Here is a 21,412-nt window from a genome sequence, read left to right as displayed (position 1 = left end):
CGAACCTGCCCTTCACCATGCCCCGCGCCCTGCCCCCCTGCCCTGCCCGCCGCCCCCTGCTGCGTCATCTGCTGGGCCTGGGCCTGCTGCTGGGCGGCGGCGCGCTGCGTGCGCAGCCGGCCGCCGTGCTGCCCCGCGAACGCAGCGCGGTGCAGATGGCCGACGCCTGGATGCGCAGCGTGCCGGGGGGCGCGGTCGCCTGCCTGCAACTGATCGGCCTGGGCCCGCGCGACGACCGCCTGCTGGAGCTGCAATGCGACTGGGCCCGCCGGGTCGAGCTGCGCGGTCCCGGCCTGCTCGAAGGCGTGGCCGGCCTCTGGCCGCTCGACACCGGCCTGCCGCTGCCGGCCGGCGAGGTGCTGACGATGCGGCCCGATGGCGTGCACATCGCGCTCTTCGAGCTGGACCGCCCGCTCCGGCGCCGCGAGCGGCGGCCGATGCGCCTGGTCTTCGAACGGGCGGGCACGCACAGCGTCGTCTTTCAGGTCGATGAATCGCGGCGCGGCACGCGGCCGCCGGAGCGGCCGCCCGTACCGGAGCCGCTGCCCGTCGAGCCGCCAGCCTGATCGGCAGCGGGCTGCCCGGCCTGGGCGTCGGCGGATTCCCCGGCCGGCGCCTCGGCGGGCGGGGCATCGGTCGAGGGTGGCTCTGCCAAGGGCGCATCGGCCAAGGGCGCATCGGCCAGCGGGGCATCGGCCGCGGCCTCGTCGCCGTACTCGGTCTGGAAGGCCCCGGCGTCCAGGCCCTGGTCCTGCAGCCAGCGCACCATGACCGCGGCATCGCCGTGGGTGACGATGACGCGCTCGGCCCCGGTCGCGCCGATGGCGCGCAGCAGGCCGGGCCAGTCGGCGTGGTCGCTCAGCACGAAGCCGCGGTCCAGGCCGCGGCGGCGACGGGCGCCGCGCAGCAGCATCCAGCCGCTGGCGAAGGCCTCGCTGCCCCCCGCGAAACGCCGCGCCCAGACGCTGCCCAGCACGGCCGGCGGCGCCAGCACCAGGGCGCGGCGCGTGGCGGCGGCATCCTTGAACTCGCTGACCAGCCGGGTCGTCGGCAGGGCGACGCCGGCGGCGCGGTAGACGCGGTTGAGCGCCTCCACCGCCGGGTGAACCAGGATGGGCCCCAGGCTCGCATCCACCCCGGCCAGCAGGCGCTGCGCCTTGCCGAAGCTGTAGGCCAGCAGCAGGCTGGGCCGGTCGGCCGCGGCATTGGCGGCCCACCAGGTGTTGATCTCGGCAAACACCTCGCGCTGCGGCCGCCAGCGGTAGATGGGCAGGCCGAAGGTCGATTCGGTGATGAAGCAGTCGCAGCGCAGCGGCTCGAAGGGCGCGCAGGTCGGGTCGGGCGTATCCTCGGGCGCGAACTTGTAGTCGCCCGAAGCCACCCAGACCCGGCCGGCATGTTCCAGCCGCAACTGGGCCGAGCCCAGCACATGGCCGGCCGGATGCAGGCTGAGGCGCACACCGCGGTGCTCCACCGCCTCGCCCCAGTCCAGGGTCTGGAGGGTGATGTCGCCCAGGCGCGCGCGCAGCACGCCCTCGCCCTCGGCCGCGGCCAGGTAGTGCGCATGGCCGGGCCGGGCATGGTCGGCGTGGCCGTGGGTGATGACGGCGCGGTCGACCGGCCGCCAGGGGTCGATGTAGAAATCACCCGGCGGGCAGTACAGACCCTCGGGCCGGGCGACGACCAAGTCCGCCGACATGCTCAGCGCGCGGCCGCGCCGGCCAGCCGGGGCTGCAAGCGCAGCGCGCGGGGGGGCAGCACATGCCAGTCGATGCCCCAGCGCCTGAGCAGGCGGTCGGCCAGCAGCGGAAGCAGCAGGCCGGCCAGGCAGCCGGCCAGCAGGTGCAGCCCGGGATCGTTCAGGCCCAGGCCGCGCGACAGCAGCACGCGCAGGCCGCTGCCGGTCAGCACATGCATCAGGTAGATCACCATCGAGGCCTGGCCGAGCTGCACCAGGCCCAGGCGGCGACCCAGGCCCTGGGCCTGCTGGCAGCAGGCGACCACGGCGGCGATCGACACGGCCGCCAGGCCCAGGCCGATGGGCCCGCGATGGTGGTAGCGCCAGCCGAGCTGCTCATGGGCCAGGTACTGCGCGGCCAGCGCCAGCAACAGCAGGCCCAAGGCCAGCAGGACCCCGGTCGCGCTCGGCCGGGGCGCGCTGCGACTGCCGTAGAACACGCCGGCCGTGAAGAACACACCCAGCGAGATCAGGTAGTCCAGCGCGATCACGCGGGTGGGATCGACCCCGAGGCGCAGCGCCAGGGCACCGAGCACCACGGCAGCCAGCCAGGCCGGACGGCGCGAAAGGCTGTAGACCAGCAGGCCGGCCAGCGAGAGCGTGAACAAGGCGTAGAGGAACCAGAAGTGCGCACGTGGCGCGGCCAGGTTCAGCACCTCGTCCCAGCGGACCACGCCATTGGTCTGGCCGGACATCAGCACCTCGACCGAGCCCTGCAGCAGGGACCAGATCACATAGGGATAGACGAGGCTGTCGATGCGCCCGCCCAGGAAGCCCAGCAGCTTCTGGCGCCCCAGGCTGTCGAGGAAGAACAGTCCGGCCAGGAAAAAGAACAGGGGCATGTGGAAGCTGTAGATCCAGCTGTCGACAAGCAGCGGCCAGCCTTCGGCGGGCAGGATGCCGGCCTTCATCAAGCCGCGCGCCACATGGCCGTAGACGACCAGGACGATGCCCACGCCCTTGGCGAGGTCGGGCCAGCTTTGTCGTTCCCTCAAGTGATCCTCTCGTCGCGCATGTTCCGGACGGCCGCGGGCAAGCGGTCGGCGAGCCCGGATGCTAGCCGCAGGGCCCGGCGCCGCCCGGCAGCCACGGGCTTGAAGCGCGCCCGGGACCGCTCAGGATCGATCGGGGCCGCTGGCCATCCACAGGTAGGCGCGGGTCAGCAGCGCCACCAGGCCGCGGTGCAGGGCGCGGCGCCAGCGCGGCTGGGCGACCAGTTCCTCGGCCCGCACCTCGCGGGCGGCGGCGAAGTCCTGGTCCAGGGCCAGGCGCAGCTCGGCGACGCAGGCGGGGTCGCGGACGATGACATTCGCCTCCAGATTGAGCAGCAGCGAGAGCGGGTCGATGTTGGAACTGCCGACCGTGGCCCAGTCGCCGTCGACCCGCGCCACCTTGGCATGCAGGAAGGCCGGGGTGTATTCGTAGAGGCGCAGGCCGCCGCCGAGCAGCTCCTCGTACAGCCCGCGGGCGGCCAAGGCGGCCAGGGGCAGGTCGACCTTGCCCTGGAGCAGCAGGCGCACCTGGACACCGCGTGCCGCCGCGTCGAGCAAGGCCTGTCGAAAGGCCCGGCCGGGGTAGAAGTAGGGGCAGACGAGGTCGATGCCTTCGCGGGCGCGGCGAAAGGCATCCAGGTAGGCGCGCTCGATGGCGCGGCGCTGGCGCAGGTTGTCGCGCAGCACGAAGGCGGCGCGGCCGGGGGCAGCGCCCTCGGTGGCGGGACGGCGGGAGCCGCGTCGCGCCAGGCGGGGGCTGCGCAGCCCGCGCCAGAGAGCGCGCACCCGCGCCATGGGCCGGGGATGGCGCACCAGGGCGCGCAGCTCGTCGCGCCAGTCATGGCCCAGCCAGGCGCGGTGCCAGACGGCGCTCAGCGTCTGCGCGATGGGGCCGACCACCGGGCCGCGCAGGCGCAGGGCGTAGTCCAGCCGGGGGCTGTCGCTCCAGCCGTGGTGCTGGTCCAGGCGGTCGTCGATCAGGTTGATGCCGCCGCACCAGGCCAGCGCACCATCGACCACCGCCAGCTTGTGATGCAGGCGGCGCAACTGGCGGGGCTGCAGCCAGTGCCACCAGCCGGTCAGCGGCCGGAAGACGGCCAGGTCGACGCCGGCTGGCTCCAGCACCGCGCGCAGGCCGGGCAGGGCCAGGCGCGAGCCGAAGCCGTCGACGACCACCCGCACCCGCAGGCCGCGCCGCGCCGCCGCCGCCAGCGCCTCGGCCACCCGGGCGGCCGAGGGGTCGACGGCCGGGTCCTCGAAGATGTAGCTGGCGACCCAGACCTCGGCCATGGCGTGGTCGATGGCCGCGACGAGGTCGGCGAAATAGGCCTCGCCCCCGCGCAGGAGCGCAAGCTCATGCCCGCCCGCCTCCAGCGGCCGGTGCTTGAGGTACCAGCGCCGGTCGCGCAGCCAGTTGGCGGCGGCCGAGACGGCCCGGCGGGGCAGGCGGGCGGGCGCGTCCATGGGCGGCGGGTGGCTCAGGTCCCGGCCGGCAGGGGCTCGAAATCGGCCACCAGCGGCAGGTGATCGGACATCCGCGCCCAGGCCAGGCCCTGGGGCACGTGCAGCGCGCAGCAGCGCAGGCCGCGCACGTAGAAGCGATCGAGCGCGAAGAGGGGTGCGAGCGAGGGGAAGGTCGGCCGGCGGCGCGCGTCCGGCGCCCGGGCGCGGCGCAGGCCGGCGATGGCGAAGAGCGGGTCGAGCTTCTCGCCCCAGTCGTTGAAGTCGCCCGCCACGATCAGCGGGCCCTGCGGCGCGGTCTCGGCCAGGTGGGCGATCAGGCGCTCGGCCTGGCGGCGCCGGCCGGCATGGTGCAGGCCGAAGTGCACGACCACGGCCGTCAGCGGCCCGGTGTCGCCCGACTCCACGGGCAGTTGCACCGGCACTTGCAGCAGGCCGCGCTGCTCGAAGCGGTGGTCCGACAGGTCGCGGTGCAGGGGCTCGCCCAGCGGCAGGCGGCTCAGCAGGGCGTTGCCATGCTCGCCATGGCGGGTGCGGGCATGGCTGACGTAGGCGGCCACATAGCCCGGCGGGGCGAGGAAATCGGCCTGGCCCTGGGCCGGCCAGCCGAAGCGGCTGTGGTCGAAGCGGCGCGCCTCGCGGTGGTTGTGGCGGCGGACTTCCTGCAACGCGATCAGGTCGGCATCGAAGGCCGCCACCGCGGCGCCGAGGTTGTGGATCTCCAGCCGCTTGGCCGGCCCCAGGCCGCGCACGCCCTTGTGGATGTTGTAGGTCGCCACCCGCAGCAGCCGCCCGCCCGCGGGCCGGCGCATGGCGGGCGGCAGCAGGCTGGAGGCCAGCGGCTGCAAGCTCATGCCAGCGGTTCGGCGCCGGCCAGGCGCGGCAACTGCAACACCGCCTCGGCATTGCTGGGCGAGAAGCAGCGGTCGGCCGCCTCGCGCCAGGGCAGCCAAGCGTGGGCGGTGTGCTCGCGCGGGCTCAGCCTCACCGGGGTGCCGGCCGGCACGCACAGGCCGAAGACATGCTCGGTGTTGTGCGTCACGCCCGGGGCGTAGCGGTGGCGCCAGCGCGGGTAGATCTCGTAGACATTGGCAAGGCCCCAGTCGCGCAGGGCCGTCAGGGGGATGCTGGGCGTGCCGACGAGGATGCCGGTCTCCTCGGCCACCTCGCGCAGGCAGGTCTCGACCAGCGATTCGGCCAGCGTGTCCTTGGAGCCGGTGACGCTCTGCCAGAAGCCGGGCGCGTCGGCCCGCTCGATCAGCAGCACCTCCAGCGCCGGGGTGTGGATGACGACGAGGACGGATTCGGGGATCTTGGGCGGGCGCACGGGGGCCTTGTCAAATGCCGCTGGCGACGGCGGCGAGCGCGTCGGCGATGCGGCGGGATGGGTCGCGGAGGCAGGCGAGGGGCAGGCCCCATGCGCGGGTCGGCAAGGTGCCGGCCTCCTGCGGCTTGGGGTGCAGGTCCCATGGCGCCATGGCGCTCACCCGGTCCGGAAAGCTGTGGCGCCGGCTCGATGGCTCGATGATCACCGGCTCGCGCTGGCAGGCTTCCAGCCTCTGGCCGAGGCGGTTCTTGGCGTCGGTGGCGGTCACGTCCATCGTCGGCTCCAGGCTGTCCTGGCGAGTTTAGGCGTCAGGCAAGGGGCTTCTTCTAGCGGGGCCGCACATGAAAAAAGGGCGCGGTCGCCCGCGCCCCTGGATGCCAGCGAGGGCCTTGCCTCAAGCCGTCGCGCCCGGATTGCGCAAGCGGATGTGCAGCTCGCGAAGCTGCTTCTCATCGACCAGGCTGGGGGCGCCGGTCAGCAGGCACTGGGCGCGCTGGGTCTTGGGGAAGGCGATGACGTCGCGGATGGATTCGGCCTTGGTCATCAGGGTGACCAGGCGGTCCAGGCCGAAGGCCAGGCCGCCGTGCGGCGGGGCGCCGTATTGCAGCGCGTCGAGCAGGAAGCCGAACTTGAGCTGCGCGTCCTCCTTGTCGATGTTGAGCGCGCTGAAGACCTTGCTCTGCACCTCGGCACGGTGGATGCGGACCGAGCCGCCGCCCAGCTCCCAGCCATTGAGCACCATGTCGTAGGCCTTGGCCACGCAGGCGCCCGGGTCGGTGTCCATCAGGTCCTCGTGACCATCCTTCGGGGCGGTGAAGGGATGGTGCACCGCATTCCAACGGCCCTCGTCCTCGTCCTGCTCGAACATGGGGAAGTCGACCACCCACAGCGGCGCCCAGCGGTCCTCGAAGAGGCCGGCCTTCTTGCCGAATTCGCTGTGGCCGACCTTCAGGCGCAGAGCGCCGATGGCGTCGTTGACGATCTTGGCCTTGTCGGCGCCGAAGAAGATCAGGTCGCCGTTCTGCGCGCCGGTGCGCGCCAGGATCTGCTCGATCGCGCGGTCGTGCAGGTTCTTGACGATGGGGCTTTGCAGGCCCTCGCGGCCCTTGGCCAGGTCATTGACCTTGATCCAGGCCAGGCCCTTGGCGCCGTAGATCTTGACGAACTCGGTGTAGCCGTCGATCTCGCCGCGCGACATCTCGCCGCCGCCCGGCACGCGCAGGGCCACGACGCGGCCACCCTTGCTGGTGGCCGGCACGCTGAAGACCTTGAAGTCGACATCGGCCATGGCATCGGTCAGCTCGGTGAAGCGCAGCTTGACGCGCAGGTCGGGCTTGTCCGAGCCGTACTGGAACATCGCGTCGGCATAGGTCATCACCGGGTAGTCGCCCAGCTCCACATCCATGGCCTGGCGGAAGACGTGTCGGATCATCCCTTCGAACATCGCGCGGATCTCCGCCTCGGTGAGGAAGGAGGTCTCGATATCGATCTGGGTGAACTCGGGCTGGCGGTCGGCGCGCAGGTCCTCGTCGCGGAAGCACTTGGTGATCTGGTAGTAGCGGTCGAAGCCGGCCACCATCAGCAGCTGCTTGAAGAGCTGGGGCGACTGCGGCAGCGCGAAGAACTGGCCGTCGTGCACGCGGCTGGGCACCAGGTAGTCGCGCGCGCCCTCGGGCGTGCTCTTGGTGAGCATGGGTGTCTCGATGTCGACGAAGCCGTGCTCGTCCAGGTACTTGCGCACCTCCATCGCCACGCGGTAGCGCAGCATCAGGTTCTTCTGCATCTGCGGGCGGCGCAGGTCCAGCACGCGATGCGTGAGGCGCACGGTCTCGCTGAGGTTCTCGTCGTCAAGCTGGAAGGGCGGCGTGACGCTGGGGTTGAGCACCTCCAGCGTGTGGCACAGCACCTCGATCTTGCCGCTGACCAGGTTGGCATTCTCGGTGCCGGCCGGCCGGGCGCGGACCAGGCCGACGACCTTGAGGCAGAACTCGTTGCGCACGCCTTCGGCGGTCTTGAACATGTCCGCGCGGTCGGGGTCGCAGACGATCTGCACCAGGCCTTCGCGGTCGCGCAGGTCGATGAAGATCACGCCGCCATGGTCGCGGCGGCGGTGGGCCCAGCCCATCAGGGTGACGGTCTGGCCGAGCAGCGCGTCGCTGACGAGGCCGCAGTAGGTGGTGCGCATGCGGGATGTCTCCGGGATAGGCAGGCCGCTCGGGCGGCGCTTCGAAAAAGGGCGGGCCGGGGCGCTCAGGCCGCCGGCGGCAGGGCGGCCGGGGCCGCGGCTTCGGGCGGTGCGACCACGCCCATCGAGATGATGTGCTTGAGCGCCGCGTCGACATTCATGCCCAGGGGCTTGACCTCGGCCCGCGGCACGATCAAGTAGAAGCCGGAGGTCGGGTTGGGCGTGGTCGGCACGTAGAGGCTGACATGCGCTTCGGCCGGCAGGTGCGAGATCAGCTCGCCTGCGGGCTGGCCGGTGACGAAGGCGATGGTCCAGGCGCCGCGGCGCGGGTACTCGACCAGCACGGCTTCGCGGAAGGCATTGCCGCTGCTGGAAAACAGCGTGTCCGAAACCTGCTTGACCGAGCTGTAGACCGACTTGACGATCGGGATCTGACCCAGCAGCCGGTCCCACTGCCGCAGCGACCACTGGCCGATGTAGTTGGTGACGGCCACGCCGGTGAGCAGCAGCACGGCCAGCACGACGAGCAGGCCGACGCCGGGCACCTCGTCCAAGCGTTGCAGCACCTCGACCGCGGGGGCCGGCAGCACGGCCGAGAGGGCCTGGACGAAGCCGCCGAAGACGCCGTCGACCAGGCCAAAGGCCCAGACGAGAACGGCGATGGTGATGGCCAGCGGCAGCCAGACCAGCAGGCCGGCGATGAGGTACTTTTTCATGCGTGCGGTCGAAGCCGGTTCATGTCAGCGGCACAGGGAATCCGCCGGACCGGCCGGACGCGGCTCAATGGCAGGCGCAAGGGCCGCCGCAAGCGGTGGACGGACCCGAAGCCGCGGCGCTGTCGCTGGCCGGGGCTGCCGCCGGGGCCGCGGCAGCCGGACTGGCGGAAGCAGTCGCTGTAGCGGCGGCACCGCCCGCAGCCGGCGCCGCCGCCGGGGCGGCAGCGCTGCTGCCATTGCGGAAATCGGTCACGTACCAGCCCGAGCCCTTGAGCTGGAAGCCGGCGGCGGTGACCTGCTTGCGATAGGCCTCGGCCCCGCAGGCGGGGCAGGTGCTCAGCAGCGGGTCGGAGATCTTCTGCAGCACGTCCTGCGCGTGGCCGCAGGCTTCGCAGCGGTAGGCGTAGATCGGCATGGGGTGTCCTCGGGCTTGAATCTTGAAGGTCAGGGCAGAACCGGGCTCGCAGGCTGCAAAGGCAGCCCGCACAGGGAAATGCAACCCTCAAGTATAGGAGGGGCCCCCGATCCCCCCGAGGTCGGCCGGCCCGCCGGCGACGGACCCGCTCAGACTATGTCGTGCGGCTGGTCCTGCCGGTTGGCAAGGACCTGCGGCGCCAGCGAGCCGATCACCATGCCGAGCACGCCCGCCCCCAGGCCGGCAAGCTGGGCCGGGAAGCGCTCGCCGAGGTCGCCGACGAAAGTGAACACCGCCCACAGGCCGATGCCCAGCACGATGGACAGCAGCGCGCCCTGGGTGCTGGCGCGCTTCCAGAACAAGCCCGCGACCAAGGGCACGAAGGCGCCGGCCAGGGTGATCTGGTAGGCGCTGGCCACCATGTCATAGATCGGCGTGCCCTCGACGAAGACCGCATAGGCGAAGACCAGCACGGTGAAGCCGACCACGGTGAGGCGCAGGGTGCGCAGCAGGGTCGCATCGTCCATGGCCGGCCGCAGGTGGCGCAGCACGTTCTCGACGAAGATCGTCGAGGGCGCCAGCAGCGTGGCCGAGGCGGTCGACATGATGGCCGAGAGCAGCGCGCCGAAGAAGAAGACCTGCGCCACCAGCGGCATGTGGTTGAGGATGAGCGCCGGCAGCACCTTCTGCGGGTCGTCGGCCAGCAGCGCGGTGGCTTCCTCGGGCATGACCAGCAGCGCGCTGGTGACGGTGAACATCGGCACCAGGCCGACCAGCAGGTAGAGCAGGCCGCCGAGCACCGGGCCGCGCGCGGCGGTGTCGGCATCCTTGGCGGCCATGACGCGCTGGAAGACGTCCTGCTGCGGGATGGAGCCAAACATGAGCGTGACGGCCGCGCCGATGAAGAACAGCCACTCGTGCGCGCTGGGCTCGGGCAGGAAGCGGAAGAGATCGCGCTCGGCCGCGACGGCGATCACCTTGTCGGCGCCACCAGCCAGGTCGGCCGCCATGAAGGCGATGGCGATCAGGCCGAGCACGATGACGACCATCTGCACCAGGTCGGTCACCGCCACCGACCACATGCCGCCGAACAGGGTGTAGACCAGCACGACCGTGGTGCCCAGCGCCATGCCGGCCAGCACCGGGATGGCGCCGTCGCTGAGCAGGTTGAAGACCAGGCCGAGGGCGGTGATCTGCGCCGCCACCCAGCCCAGGTAGCTCAGCAGGATCATCAGCGAGCACAGGCCCTCAACCGCCGGGCCGAAGCGCTGGCGGTAGTAGTCGCCAATGGTCAGCAGCGTCTTCTTGTAGAGCTTGCGGGCGAAGAAGAGGCCGACCAGGATCAGGCAGAAGGAGGAGCCGATCGGGTCCTCGATCACCGCATTGAAGCCGCCCTCGACAAACTTGGCGCTGACGCCCAGCACCAGTTCGGAGCCGAACCAGGTGGCGAAGGTGGTCGCGACGACCACATACAGCGGCAGGCTGCGACCGGCCAGCGCGAAGTCCTTCGCGCTGTGCACGCGCCGGGCGGCAAGCAGGCCGACCACGAGGGTCAGGACGAGGTAGAGCGCGATCGCGCTGATCAGCGTCGTGTTCATGGAGGTCGCGGGCGGGTCGACGGAAGGGGGCTGGCCCCCGGCGGGCGCGGCGGATTATGTGCGCAAGCTCCGTGCCGAAGAGGGCTTGCGGCCACCGTGCCGGCCCGGCCCAGGCCCCTTCCCCGCGCGGCCTCAGGAGACCGAGAAGCTCAGGTGCTGGAGCAGCAGGACCAGCATGCCGCCGAGAGCAAAGCCCAGGCCCAGGAAGACGGTGGCCAGCAGCAGGCGATGGGTGCGGCGCTGCTCGCGCAGCAGCACGGCAAGCTGCTGGCGCTGCTCGGCCAGCTCGCGGGCCTGAAGGGTCTGGGCGCCAAGGGCCTCGTGCACAAGGCGCGGCAGCTCGGGCAGCATGCGGGCATAGCGCGGCGCCTCGTTCTTGAGGCGCTCGACCAAGCCACGCCAGCCGACCTGCTCGTTCATCCAGCGTTCGAGGAAGGGCTTGGCCGTGCTCCAGAGGTCGAGCTCGGGGTCGAGCTGCCGGCCCAGGCCCTCGATGTTCAGCAGGGTCTTCTGCAGCAGCACGAGCTGGGGCTGGATCTCGACATTGAAGCGGCGCGAGGTCTGGAACAGCCGCATCAGCACCAGGCCGAGCGAGATTTCCTTGAGCGGCCGGTCGAAGTAGGGCTCGCAGACGGCGCGGATCGCGCCCTCCAGCTCGTCGATACGGGTGGCCGCCGGCACCCAGCCGCTCTCCACATGCAGCTCGGCCACGCGCTTGTAGTCGCGGCGGAAGAAGGCGATGAAGTTCTGCGCGAGGTAGTCCTTGTCGGTCTCGGTCAGGGTGCCGATGATCCCGAAGTCCAGCGCGATGTAGCGACCGAAGCTGGCCCGGTCCAGGCTGACCTGGATGTTGCCGGGGTGCATGTCAGCATGGAAGAAGCCGTCGCGGAAGACCTGGGTGAAGAAGATGGTCACGCCGTCGCGGGCGAGCTTCTTGAAGTCCACCCCGGCCGCGCGCAGGCGCTCGATCTGGTTGATCGGCACGCCGTGCATGCGCTGCATCACCAGCACGGTGGGCGTGCACCAGTCCCAGTGCATCTCGGGGATCAGCACCAGGTTCAGGCCGTCCATGTTGCGGCGCAGTTGCGCGGCGCAAGAAGCCTCGCGGACCAGGTCCAGCTCGTCGTGCAGGTATTTGTCGAACTCGGCGACGACCTCGCGCGGCTTCAGGCGCCGGCCGTCGGCGCTGAGCCGCTCGATCCAGCGGGCCGCGCTGCGCAGCAGGGCCAGGTCGGAATCGATGATCTCGAGGATGCCCGGCCGCAGCACCTTGACGGCGACCTCGCGCCCGTCCTTGAGCCGGGCGAAGTGCACCTGGGCGATCGAGGCGCTGGCGACCGGCTCGCGCTCGAAGTGCGCGAAGACCTGGTCGACCGGCCGGCCGTAGGCCGCCTCGACCAGGGCACGGGCCTGGTCGCTGGGGATGGGCGGCACGCGGTCCTGCAGGCGCGCCAGCTCGTCGGCCACGTCGGGCGGCAGCAGGTCGCGGCGCGTCGAGAGCACCTGGCCGAACTTGACGAAGATCGGCCCGAGCCGCTCCAGGGCCTGGCGCAGGCGTTCGCCGCGCGGCGCGTCAAAGCGCCGGCCCAGTCGCACCACGCGGCCCAGCAGGCGCAGGCCCGGGTGCGGCAGGCTGCCGAGGACGAGCTGGTCGAGCCCGAAACGGAGGGCGGTCAGCGCGATGAACGCGAGCCGCAGCGCATGCCTCATCCCCGCGCCGCGCCGGGCCAGGCCGCCTGCAGGCGGCTGGCAAAGGCGCGCAGCCCGGCGGCCAGGGCACGTCCGGCCTCGACCAGGCGCGGCCCCAGCAGGGGGCCGAGCAGGCGCTCGACATCGGCCTCGGCATCCCAGCGCAGGTGGTCCATCAGCCAGGCGGCGTCGGCGGCAAGCTGGGCATCCCCGTCGATGTCGACGGGCGGGCGACGCCCGGCCAGCATCTGCGGCAGGGCCTGCGGCAGCGGCAGCAGATGCACGGTCAGGCGCAGGTCGGCGGGCTGCTCGTCCAGGGCTTCAGCCTCCAGCGCCCCGGCCGGGGTGATGCGCCAGCGGCTGGCCGGCAGGCGCAGGCCGGGCAGGGCCTCGCCCTCGACCCGGCATTCCACGCAGCGCCCGGCGTGCGGGCGCAGGCGCTCCAGCGCCGCCGGCTCGCTGAACAGAAGGTGGTTGATCAGCAGGGTGAGCCGTTCATGGACCGGGGTCCACCAGCGGTCCGGCGCAAGCGCGTCTTGAAAGGCCTGAAACATGCATCGATTGTAGGAGGCGCACCACGCCGGACCGGTCCGCAGGGGCGGATCACCGGGCTTTGACACAATGCGGGCCGCGACGCTGGCTGTTGGTGAGTGCGCTTGCGGACGTTCCGCCCCTCTGGCTGGTGCGATTGCCGGCCTCGCCCCCCTGGCTCGACCCCACGATGTACGAACAACGCGACCACAAGCGAACCTTCTACAGCGCACCGCAGTCGGTGCGCTCGCTGGTTGCGGCGTTCCTCGAGCCGGCCATCATCGTCGGCACCTTTCTGGGCGTCACCCACGGCCACGGGGAGTCCGTGCAGAGGGCCACGCTCACGCTTTGCTTGCTGGTCTTCGCGCTGACCTTTCCCGGACGCGATCGGTTTCTCGATCGGCCGCTGAGCTCGGCGGTGGATATCCTGAGTTCGTGGATCACCTTGCTCGCGATCTTCGCGTTGTGCGGTTACGCAACCAGCAGCTTCGGTTTCTTTGACTTCCGGGTGCTGGCCTGGTGGGCGGCGCTGACGCCGCTGCTGCTGTGGATCGCGGTGCTGATCGGCCGCCGCATCATTCGCAAGCGGGCCTCGCGCCCATGGAACCGGCGCAGTGCGGTGATCGTCGGCGCCGGCCCCCTGGGCGTGAAGGTGGCGCGGGCGCTGATGGCCCAGGTCGAGGGGCAGTTGCATCTGTCGGGCTATTTCGACGACCGCGAGGGCGACCGACTCGACCCCGAAGCCGCCCCCCAGCGCCTGGGCCGTTTCGACGAGGTGGCCGACTACATCCGCGCCTACGGCGTGCATGAGGTCTACATCACCCTGCCCATGGGTTCGCAGCCGCGCATCCAGCAACTGCTGGCCTCGCTACAGGGCACCACGGCCTCGCTGTTCTATGTGCCCGACATCTTCGGCATCAGCATCATCCAGGGCCGGCTGCAAGACCTCAACGGCGTGCCCGTGGTCGGCATCCTGGAGACGCCCTTCACCGGCACCAACAAGCTGATCAAGCGGGTGTCGGACGTGCTGATCTCCAGCCTGATCCTGGTCCTCATCGCGCCGCTCCTCATGATGCTGGCCGTGGGCGTGAAGCTGAGTTCGCCCGGCCCGGTCATCTTCCGCCAGCGCCGCAACGGGCTGGACGGCGAGGAGATCGTCGTCTACAAATTCCGCTCGATGCGGACCATGGACGACGGCGCCGTCGTCCGGCAGGCCACCCGTGGCGATGCGCGCATCACCCCTTTTGGCGCCTTCCTGCGGCGCACCTCGTTGGATGAGTTGCCACAATTCATCAACGTGTTGCAGGGCCGCATGAGCATCGTCGGGCCCCGCCCCCATGCCGTGGCCCACAACGAGCAGTACCGACGCCTGATCCGCGCGTACATGGTTCGCCACAAGGTCAAGCCGGGCATCACCGGCTGGGCCCAGGTCAACGGCCTGCGCGGCGAAACCGAGACGCTGGAGAAGATGCAGGCCCGGGTCGAATACGACCTGGAGTACCTGCGCAACTGGTCGCTGAGCCTGGATCTCCAGATCATCGCGCGTACGATCAAGTTGCTCGCGTTCGACCGTCAGGCCTATTGACGGCCCGCCACCCGATCCCCATGCCATTCCACTGCCCCAGGAGAACCGGATGAACGCCAAGAACACCTCGCTCCGCAAGAACCTGCTGCCCTCGGTGCTTGCCCTATCGGTGATGGCCGCCTGGAGCGGCATCGCCCTGGCCCAGGCCGATGCCGGAGGCGCTGCGCCGGCCGGCTCGGCCAGCGAGGCCGCCGCAGGCGGTGCGTCCGGCAATGTGGCGGTCTCGCCCAGCGGCCTGTCGGAGCCGACCCGCGGCGTGTACTACCGCTTGTCGCAGTCCCTGCGCTTTGAGGACAACCTCTTCCGCCGCGGCAACGACCAGGAGGATTCCGACATGGTCTCGACCACGTCGGCCACGGTCGGTACCCGGCTCTTCCTCAGCCGCCAGGTGCTGAATGCGGAGGCCACCGTCCTGCGCCACATGTACCGCGACAACGACCAGCTCGATGGCAATGGCTACCGACTCAACACCCGGCTGCAGTGGGAGATCGGCAGCAACTGGGCCGGCAAGGTCCAGGCGGGCGTGACGCGGGATCAGGTGCCGCTGGACCAGCTAGTCGACGCGATCGGCGGCGGCACGGTGGTTCGCGAGCAGCGCAACCAGGAAAGCACCCGCTACCTGAACTTCGACGCCCGCTACGGCCTGTTCGCGGCCTGGAGCCTGGATGCCTTCGGCGACCTGACCAGCGTGGACTACAGCATCGACTCGGCCGGCCTGCGCGAACGCGATACTCGCCAGATCGGCGTGGGCGTGCGCTACAAGCCCAGCCCGGCCCTGACCCTGGGCGTGCGCACCAGCTACACCGACGGCGAGTACCCGGACGACGACTACGACCGCAAGGACCTCAGCTTCACCGTCAACTACCTGCCCGGTGACCGCCTCAGCCTGCGCGGCAACATCTCGTACACCGACGAGCAGCACGACAACATCACCGCCCGCGACTTCTCGGGCCTGACCGGCAGCTTCAACGCGACCTATGCGCTGACCTCCAAGATCAACTTGGAAGGTGGTTTCTCGCGCCAGACCAACTCGGGCGCCACGGCCAGCGAGCGCATCGGCGCGGGCACGCCCCCGGGCGGCACGCCGGTCTTGGATCCCAACCTGAGCTTCCTCTCGGACGCTCGCGTGACCAACACCCTGGATTTCGGCGCGACCTGGGCGGCCACGTCGAAGATCGCCGTGCGGGGCAAGGTCTCCTATTCCCGCGAGGACCTGGACCGGACCCTGGCCGGCACCGACGAGACGACGACCATCCGCCGCGCCTCGCTCAATGCCTCCTGGGCCGTGCACCGCATCGTCGGCCTGAGCTGCGAGCTCAGCCACGCCCAGCGCGACGCCGTGGCCAACACCCGCAGCTATTCGGCCAACACCTTCGGTTGCACGGCCTCGGTCGCGCTCGAATGAGCGGTCGCGGCGCACGGGTGCTGCTGACGGGAGCCACCGGCTACATCGGCTCCCACACCTGGCTGGCCCTGCTGGCGGCCGGTCATGAAGTGGTCGGCCTCGACAACTTCGCCAACAGCTCGCCCCGGGTGCTGGAGCGCATTGCCGAGCTCTCGGGCAGGACGCCCGTCTTCGAGCGGGCCGACGTCACCGTGCGGGCCGAGGTCGAAGCGGTGCTCGCCCGCCATCCCGTCGATGCCGTCGTGCACTTCGCCGCGCTCAAGGCGGTCGGCGAATCGGTGCAGAAGCCCTTCGACTACGCCCGGGTCAATCTGGGCGGGCTGTGGACGGTCTGCGAGGCCCTGCTCGCGCATGGCGTGCACCGCTTCGTCTTCAGCTCCTCGGCCACGGTCTATGCCGGCGAGGAGCCCCCGCCCTGGCGCGAGACGATGCGGCTGGGCGCCACCCACCCCTACGGCCTGACCAAGCTGCATGGCGAGCAGTGGCTGAGCGCCCTGGGCCAGCGCGAGCCGGCCTGGCAGCTCGCCTGCCTGCGCTACTTCAACCCGGTCGGCGCGCACCCCAGCGGTCGCCTGGGCGAGGACCCGCGCGGCATCCCGAACAACCTGATGCCCTTCATCGCCCAGGTGGCGATCGGCCGGCGCGAGTCGCTGCAGATCTTCGGCAAGGACTATCCGACGCCGGACGGCACCTGCATGCGCGACTACCTGCATGTGGAAGATTTGGCCGAGGGCCATGTCGCCGCGCTCGACCGCCTGCTGGGCCAGCCCGGCAGCCTGACGGTCAACCTGGGCACCGGCCGGGGCCACAGCGTGCTGGAGGTGCTGCGCGCCTACGAGCGCGCCTGCGGCCACCCGATCGCGCATCACTTCGGCCCGCGCCGGGCCGGCGACCTGCCGGCCTACTGGGCCGACCCGGCGCTTGCCCGCGAGCTGCTGGGCTGGCAGGCCAAGCGCGGGCTGGACGCCATGTGCACCGACAGTTGGGCCTGGCAGACCCGCGAGCCCCAGGGCCTGGGCTGAGGGCGCCGGCCGGCCGCCACCGCGCGGACGAGCGGCGCGGCCTCGGGGCGCGATTGCGAGCGCCAGCCCGGTTCAGGGCGCGGTTGCTGGCGCCAGCCCGGCCAGGCGGGTGCGCGTCGGCGCATCGACCGCCGCCAGCAGGTCGGCCACGAAGCGCTGCTGCGCTGCCCAGCCGGCCTGCGGGTCGGCATCGAGGGTGGAGACGCGGAAGAGCAGGCCGTCCGGAATCTGCCCGGTCAGCAGCAGGCGCAACTGCACCATGCGCTTGTCCCAGGTGTCCTTGACGGTGGCGCCGCCCATCGTGAACCAGTAGGTCACCGGCTCCTTGCGCGGGCCGAGCTCGGTCATCAGCCGACGCACCGGTATGCTGCCGCCGGGCAGCTCGATCGCGCCGTCGTTCAGGTCCAGCAGCTTGAAGCCCTGGGCCGGGTAGCAGACCTCGGGCATGTGGGCCTGAAGCGAGCTGCGCTGGTCTCCGCCGTAGGCCAGCGACAGCATGACGCGCTCGCCCTGCGGCCCGAGGTAGGTGCGCGACAGGATCTGGTTGTAGAGCTTGTCGAGCAGTTCCTGAGTCTGCGGATTGACCAGGGGCTGGGCCAGGGTGGTGTCGACTTCCCAGGCGCCGAAACGGGCGGGCACCAAGGTCTCCAGGTCCAACTGGCTTCCCGACTCGCTGGCATGACGGCGCGGCCGCACGGCATAGGCAAGGGCAGACGCGCCCAGCATCAGGCCGCTGGCCAGGAACGCACGTCGGACGGCGAGAGGCTGCATGAACATCCATCCTTCTGGAAAAACAGGCGGCAGGGGATCGGCCGGGCGGCGATGCCGTGAGCAGCCATCCTGCCAGCGCATCCGCACGGGCTGGGATTGTGACCGAACGGTCTACGCCGCCCGCCGGAGGGCGGATGCGCCCAGGGCCGACAATTCGCCCATGAGCGCCGACCTCCTCACCCTCACCCGCCCCGACGACTGGCACCTGCATCTGCGCGATGGCGCGGCCCTGGCCGCCGTGTTGCCGGACACCGCGCGGCAGTTCGCCCGCGCCATCGTCATGCCCAACCTGAAGCCGCCGGTCACCACCGCGGCCCAGGCCCTGGCCTACCGCGAACGCATCCTGGCGGCCCGCCCGACCACCGGGCCGGGCACGGACTTCGAGCCGCTGATGGTCCTCTACCTGACCGACAACACGCCGCCCGAGGAAGTGCAGCGCGCCAAGGCGGCCGGCGTCGTCGCCTTCAAGCTCTACCCCGCCGGCGCGACCACCAACAGCGATGCCGGCGTGACCGACCTGCGCAAGTGCCACGCGACGCTGGAGGCCATGCAGCGCGAGGGCATCCTGCTGCTGATCCACGGCGAGGTGACCGATGGCGACATCGACCTCTTCGACCGCGAGGCCGTCTTCATCGACCGCGTGCTGCGGCCGCTGCGCCGCGACTTCCCGGCGCTGAAGATCGTCTTCGAGCACATCACCACCCGCGAGGCGGCGCACTATGTGCGCGACGCGGAGGGCCCGATCGCCGCGACCGTGACCGCACACCATTTGCTCTACAACCGCAACGCCATCTTCCAGGGCGGCCTGCGGCCGCACTACTACTGCCTGCCGGTGCTCAAGCGCGAGACGCATCGCCTGGCCCTGGTCGAGGCGGCCACCTCCGGCAGCCCGCGCTTCTTCCTCGGCACCGACAGCGCGCCGCATGCCGCGCCGCTCAAGGAACATGCCGCCGCCTGCGCCGGCTGCTACACCGCGCTGAGCGCGCTGGAGCTGTATGTCGAGGCCTTCGAGGCCGCCGGGGCGCTGGACAAGCTCGAAGGCTTCGCCAGCCTGCACGGCCCGGCCTTCTACGGCCTGCCCGTCAATGCCGGCACCGTGACGCTGCGGCGCGCGCCCTGGGCCCTGCCCGAATCCCTGCCCTTCGGCGAAACCGTGCTCAAGCCCCTGCGCGGCGGCGAGACCCTGGCCTGGCGGCTTCAAGCCTGAGCCCCCGCCTCCCGGGCGCCGCGGCCCGCGCGGCGGCGCTGCGGGCATGATGGGGGCATGAATCTGCATCCCCCCTCCGGCCTGCCGCGCGAGGCGCGCATCGCCCTGCTGATCGACGCCGACAACTCGCCGGCCGCCAAGATCGACGTGATCCTGGCCGAGCTCGCCAAGCACGGCGTCAGCAACATCCGCCGCGCCTACGGCAACTGGAAGAAGCAGGAGCTCAAGGGCTGGGAAGCCGTGCTGCACGAATACGCCATCCGCCCGGTGCAGCAGTTCGACGTGAGCAAGGGCAAGAACGCGACCGACATGGTGATGACCATCGAGGCGCTGGAGCTGCTCTACACCGACCGGCCCGAGGCCTTCGGCATCGTCAGCAGCGATGCCGACTTCACCCCCCTCGTCATGCACCTGCGGGCCAAGGGCGCCCTGGTCTTCGGCTTCGGCGCGAAGAAGACACCCGCGCCCTTCGTGAACGCCTGCTCGCGCTTCCTCTTCCTCGAGAACCTCGGTGCACCCGCCGTGCTGGACGAGCCCGAACCGAGCCCCGCCCCCGCCGCACGACCGGCGGGCAAGAAGGCGGCGGCCAAGAAAGCCCCCGCCCGCAAGACCGCGCTCCCAGCGGCCAGCCCCGCGCCGACCCTTGCCTCGGACGAGAGCGAGGCCGAACTGCCCCCGCAAGTGGCTGCGATGGTCGACAGCCTCAGCGCCGCACCGGCCGCCACACCGGCGCGGGCCGCCGGCCCCCTGCGCCTGGACCGCGCCGCGCTCAAGCAGGATGCCCGCCTTGTCAGCTTGCTGCGCAATGCGGTGGAGAGCGCCGAGGGCGAGGACGGCTGGTCGCCGCTGGGCGCCGTCGGTCAGCAGATCGGCAACCAGGCCAGCTTCGACCCGCGCAACTACGGCTACCGCAAGCTGATCGACCTGATCGAAGCCACCCAGCTCTTCGACCTGGAACGCCGCGGCAGCCAGTTCCTGCTGCGTGACAAGCGCCGCAGCCGGCCGCGGGCCTGAGCGCGCCCGGCCTGCGACAATCGCACCCGTGAAGCGGGCCAGACCGCCGCCGGTGCCGGATCCGAAAGGTGGCACGGGAGGAAGGTCCGGACTGCACAGGGCAGCGCAGGAGCTAACGGCTCTCCACCGCGAGGTGAGGATCAGAGCAACAGAGACGAGTCCGCCCGGGCGACCGGGTGGGGTGAAACGGGCAATCTCTGCGCGCAGCAATACCGAATAGGCCGGCGTGCGCGATCCCTCGGGGTCGCGTGGAGTGTGGTCCCGCACGTGCCGGCGGGTGGGTAGCACCGAGCCAGGCGAGCGATCCCTGGCCCAGAGGAATGGCGGTCACGGGGTCGCGGGCGCAAGCCTTCGACCCTGCACAGAATCCGGCCTATCGGCCCGCTTCACACTAAGCATCGGCCCATGGCCCGGCCCTTCAGCTTGCCTGCGGGGCTGGCTGCGGGCACCTTCCGCCACCGTGCGGCAGCCGCCCGGCCCTGCGTCCGGCGGCGATTCCAACCCTTGTCCGGATGAACCCCGAAGCCGCCGCCCTCTGGCGGGCCCCCCGCTGGATGCTGGCCGCGCTGCTTGCCGGCCTGGGTGCGCTGGGGCCCTTCGCGATCGACACCTACCTGCCGGCCTTCGCCGGCATCGCGGCCTCGGTGGGCGCGACACCGGCGCAGATGCAGCAGACGCTGTCGGCCTACCTGTTCGGCTTCGCCTTCATGAGCCTGTTCCACGGCGCGCTGTCGGACGCGCTGGGCCGGCGGCCGGTGGTGCTGGTGGGCCTGGCGGTGTTCACGATCGCCTCGGCCGGCTGCGCCCTGTCGCAGACCATCGGCCAGTTGATCGCCTTCCGCACGCTGCAGGGCCTGTCGGCCGGGGCGGGGGTGGTGGTGTCGCGGGCCATCATCCGCGACATGTTCCCGCCGGCCGAGGCGCAGAAGGTGATGTCGCAGGTCACGCTGTTCTTCGGCATCGCGCCGGCGATCGCGCCCATGGTCGGCGGCCTGCTCTTCGACCGGCTCGACTGGCATGCGGTGTTCTGGTTCCTGGCCGGCGTCGGCGCCCTGCTGCTCGCCTTCCACGGCCGGCTGCTGCCGGAGTCGCTGCATGCCAGCCAGCGCCAGCCGCTGCGCCTGAAGCCGCTGCTGGCCGGCTATGCCGAACTGCTGGCCGACCCGCGCTTCCTGGCTCTGGCCCTGGCCAGCGGCGTGCCCTTCAACGGCATGTTCCTCTATGTGATGGCGGCACCCGCCTGGCTGGGCGAGCACCTGGGCCTGGCGCCGACCGAGTACTTCTGGTTCTTCGTGCTGAACATCGCCGGCATCATGGCCGGCGCCTGGTGGAGCGGGCGGCTGGCGGGCAAGCTGCCGCCGGCGCGGCAGATCCGGCGCGGCTTCCGCATCATGGTCGGCATCTCGCTGCTCAATGTGGCGGCCAACCTGGCCTTCCCGGCCCATGCGGCCTGGGCGATGCTGCCGGTGGCCATCTTCTCCTTCGGCTGGGCGCTGATGGTGCCGGTGGTCACGCTGATGGTGCTGGACCTGGCGCCGACGCGGCGCGGCATGGCCTCATCCCTGCAAATGGGGGTGGGCAGCCTGGCCAACGGCCTCGTGGCGGGCCTGCTGACGCCGCTGGTGATGCATTCCACCGTCGCGCTGGCGCTGGGCTCGCTGGGGCTGATGAGCATCGGCCTGCTGGCCTGGCTGGGGGTCAGGCGGCATCTGCCGCAACCCGCCCGGCCGGACTGAGCGCCCGGTCGGCGCGCAGC

Annotated in this window: 20 protein-coding genes and 1 other RNA gene; 8 read left to right on the top strand and 13 right to left on the bottom strand. The window is 71.1% G+C overall.

Features of this window, described 5'->3' with window-relative positions; all coding sequences use genetic code 11:
- Positions 1 to 17 precede the first annotated feature (17 nt).
- Positions 18 to 566 (top strand): copper chaperone PCu(A)C domain-containing protein, encoded by a 549-nt coding sequence (locus tag JI742_RS04080; protein ID WP_201824201.1) that lies wholly within the window; start codon positions 18 to 20, stop codon positions 564 to 566.
- On the opposite strand, the gene JI742_RS04075 is transcribed toward JI742_RS04080, so the two are convergent.
- The 12 genes from JI742_RS04075 to JI742_RS04020 form a co-directional block, all read right to left on the bottom strand.
- A complete protein-coding gene (locus JI742_RS04075) occupies positions 482 to 1,699 on the bottom strand; it encodes a ligase-associated DNA damage response exonuclease (RefSeq protein WP_201824199.1) in 1,218 nt (405 codons plus the stop codon). The genes JI742_RS04080 and JI742_RS04075 overlap by 85 nt on opposite strands.
- 2 nt (positions 1,700 to 1,701) lie before the next feature.
- Positions 1,702 to 2,733 (bottom strand): acyltransferase family protein, encoded by a 1,032-nt coding sequence (locus JI742_RS04070; RefSeq protein WP_201824197.1) that lies wholly within the window; start codon positions 2,731 to 2,733, stop codon positions 1,702 to 1,704.
- Positions 2,734 to 2,853: 120 nt separating this feature from the next.
- Positions 2,854 to 4,194, bottom strand: a complete 1,341-nt coding sequence (clsB, locus tag JI742_RS04065; RefSeq protein WP_201824195.1) for a cardiolipin synthase ClsB — start codon at positions 4,192 to 4,194, stop codon at positions 2,854 to 2,856.
- A gap of 14 nt (positions 4,195 to 4,208) precedes the next feature.
- Positions 4,209 to 5,045 (bottom strand): endonuclease/exonuclease/phosphatase family protein, encoded by an 837-nt coding sequence (locus JI742_RS04060; protein WP_201824193.1) that lies wholly within the window; start codon positions 5,043 to 5,045, stop codon positions 4,209 to 4,211.
- Positions 5,042 to 5,518, bottom strand: a complete 477-nt coding sequence (gene nudB, locus JI742_RS04055) for a dihydroneopterin triphosphate diphosphatase (protein WP_201824190.1) — start codon at positions 5,516 to 5,518, stop codon at positions 5,042 to 5,044. The genes JI742_RS04060 and nudB overlap by 4 nt, the downstream gene beginning before the upstream one ends.
- 10 nt (positions 5,519 to 5,528) lie before the next feature.
- On the bottom strand, positions 5,529 to 5,792 hold the full coding sequence (locus tag JI742_RS04050; RefSeq protein ID WP_201824188.1) for a hypothetical protein: 264 nt from the start codon (positions 5,790 to 5,792) through the stop codon (positions 5,529 to 5,531).
- A gap of 120 nt (positions 5,793 to 5,912) precedes the next feature.
- Positions 5,913 to 7,703 (bottom strand): aspartate--tRNA ligase, encoded by a 1,791-nt coding sequence (aspS, locus tag JI742_RS04045; RefSeq protein ID WP_201824185.1) that lies wholly within the window; start codon positions 7,701 to 7,703, stop codon positions 5,913 to 5,915.
- Positions 7,704 to 7,768: 65 nt separating this feature from the next.
- Complete coding sequence (locus JI742_RS04040; RefSeq protein WP_201824183.1) at positions 7,769 to 8,419, bottom strand: DUF502 domain-containing protein; 651 nt, start codon at positions 8,417 to 8,419, stop codon at positions 7,769 to 7,771.
- Positions 8,420 to 8,483: 64 nt separating this feature from the next.
- Positions 8,484 to 8,834 (bottom strand): FmdB family zinc ribbon protein, encoded by a 351-nt coding sequence (locus tag JI742_RS04035; RefSeq protein ID WP_201824182.1) that lies wholly within the window; start codon positions 8,832 to 8,834, stop codon positions 8,484 to 8,486.
- Positions 8,835 to 8,983: 149 nt separating this feature from the next.
- On the bottom strand, positions 8,984 to 10,432 hold the full coding sequence (locus JI742_RS04030) for a high affinity choline transporter 1 (RefSeq protein ID WP_201824181.1): 1,449 nt from the start codon (positions 10,430 to 10,432) through the stop codon (positions 8,984 to 8,986).
- 132 nt (positions 10,433 to 10,564) lie between these two features.
- On the bottom strand, positions 10,565 to 12,142 hold the full coding sequence (gene ubiB, locus JI742_RS04025; protein WP_201824180.1) for a ubiquinone biosynthesis regulatory protein kinase UbiB: 1,578 nt from the start codon (positions 12,140 to 12,142) through the stop codon (positions 10,565 to 10,567).
- A complete protein-coding gene (locus tag JI742_RS04020; protein WP_201824179.1) occupies positions 12,139 to 12,675 on the bottom strand; it encodes a hypothetical protein in 537 nt (178 codons plus the stop codon). Before JI742_RS04020 ends, ubiB begins: the two co-directional genes overlap by 4 nt.
- A gap of 167 nt (positions 12,676 to 12,842) precedes the next feature.
- Between JI742_RS04020 and JI742_RS04015 the strand changes: the two genes are divergently transcribed.
- The 3 genes from JI742_RS04015 to galE are packed head-to-tail and all read left to right on the top strand — an operon-like array spanning position 12,843 to position 16,664.
- A complete protein-coding gene (locus JI742_RS04015; protein WP_201824178.1) occupies positions 12,843 to 14,237 on the top strand; it encodes an undecaprenyl-phosphate glucose phosphotransferase in 1,395 nt (464 codons plus the stop codon).
- Positions 14,238 to 14,286: 49 nt separating this feature from the next.
- Positions 14,287 to 15,642 carry a TonB-dependent receptor gene (locus tag JI742_RS04010; RefSeq protein WP_201824176.1) on the top strand — a complete coding sequence of 452 codons (1,356 nt, stop codon included), beginning with the start codon at positions 14,287 to 14,289 and terminating at the stop codon, positions 15,640 to 15,642.
- Positions 15,639 to 16,664 carry a UDP-glucose 4-epimerase GalE gene (gene galE, locus JI742_RS04005; protein WP_201824174.1) on the top strand — a complete coding sequence of 342 codons (1,026 nt, stop codon included), beginning with the start codon at positions 15,639 to 15,641 and terminating at the stop codon, positions 16,662 to 16,664. The genes JI742_RS04010 and galE overlap by 4 nt, the downstream gene beginning before the upstream one ends.
- Before the next feature lie 72 nt (positions 16,665 to 16,736).
- Here galE and epsI read toward each other — a convergent pair whose 3' ends face one another.
- Entirely contained in the window at positions 16,737 to 17,435 is a 699-nt protein-coding gene (gene epsI, locus JI742_RS04000; protein WP_201824172.1) for an exosortase-associated protein EpsI, B-type, read from the bottom strand.
- Positions 17,436 to 17,595: 160 nt separating this feature from the next.
- On the opposite strand from epsI, the gene pyrC reads away from it, so the two are divergent.
- From pyrC to JI742_RS03980, 4 genes are all read left to right on the top strand, one after another.
- Positions 17,596 to 18,642 (top strand): dihydroorotase, encoded by a 1,047-nt coding sequence (pyrC, locus tag JI742_RS03995; RefSeq protein ID WP_201824170.1) that lies wholly within the window; start codon positions 17,596 to 17,598, stop codon positions 18,640 to 18,642.
- A 57-nt stretch (positions 18,643 to 18,699) separates the two neighbouring features.
- Positions 18,700 to 19,656 (top strand): NYN domain-containing protein, encoded by a 957-nt coding sequence (locus JI742_RS03990; protein ID WP_236676770.1) that lies wholly within the window; start codon positions 18,700 to 18,702, stop codon positions 19,654 to 19,656.
- Positions 19,657 to 19,686: 30 nt separating this feature from the next.
- Positions 19,687 to 20,048: RNase P RNA component class A (rnpB, locus tag JI742_RS03985), an RNA gene on the top strand.
- 120 nt (positions 20,049 to 20,168) lie between these two features.
- Complete coding sequence (locus JI742_RS03980) at positions 20,169 to 21,392, top strand: multidrug effflux MFS transporter (RefSeq protein ID WP_201824168.1); 1,224 nt, start codon at positions 20,169 to 20,171, stop codon at positions 21,390 to 21,392.
- Positions 21,393 to 21,412: the final 20 nt, after the last annotated feature.

Origin of the sequence: Piscinibacter lacus, assembly GCF_016735685.1 — a bacterium.
Taxonomy (GTDB): Bacteria; Pseudomonadota; Gammaproteobacteria; order Burkholderiales; family Burkholderiaceae_C; genus Aquariibacter; species Aquariibacter lacus.
The sequence above is the reverse complement of the archived record's forward strand: the minus strand, read 5'-3'. Positions and strand labels throughout refer to the sequence as shown.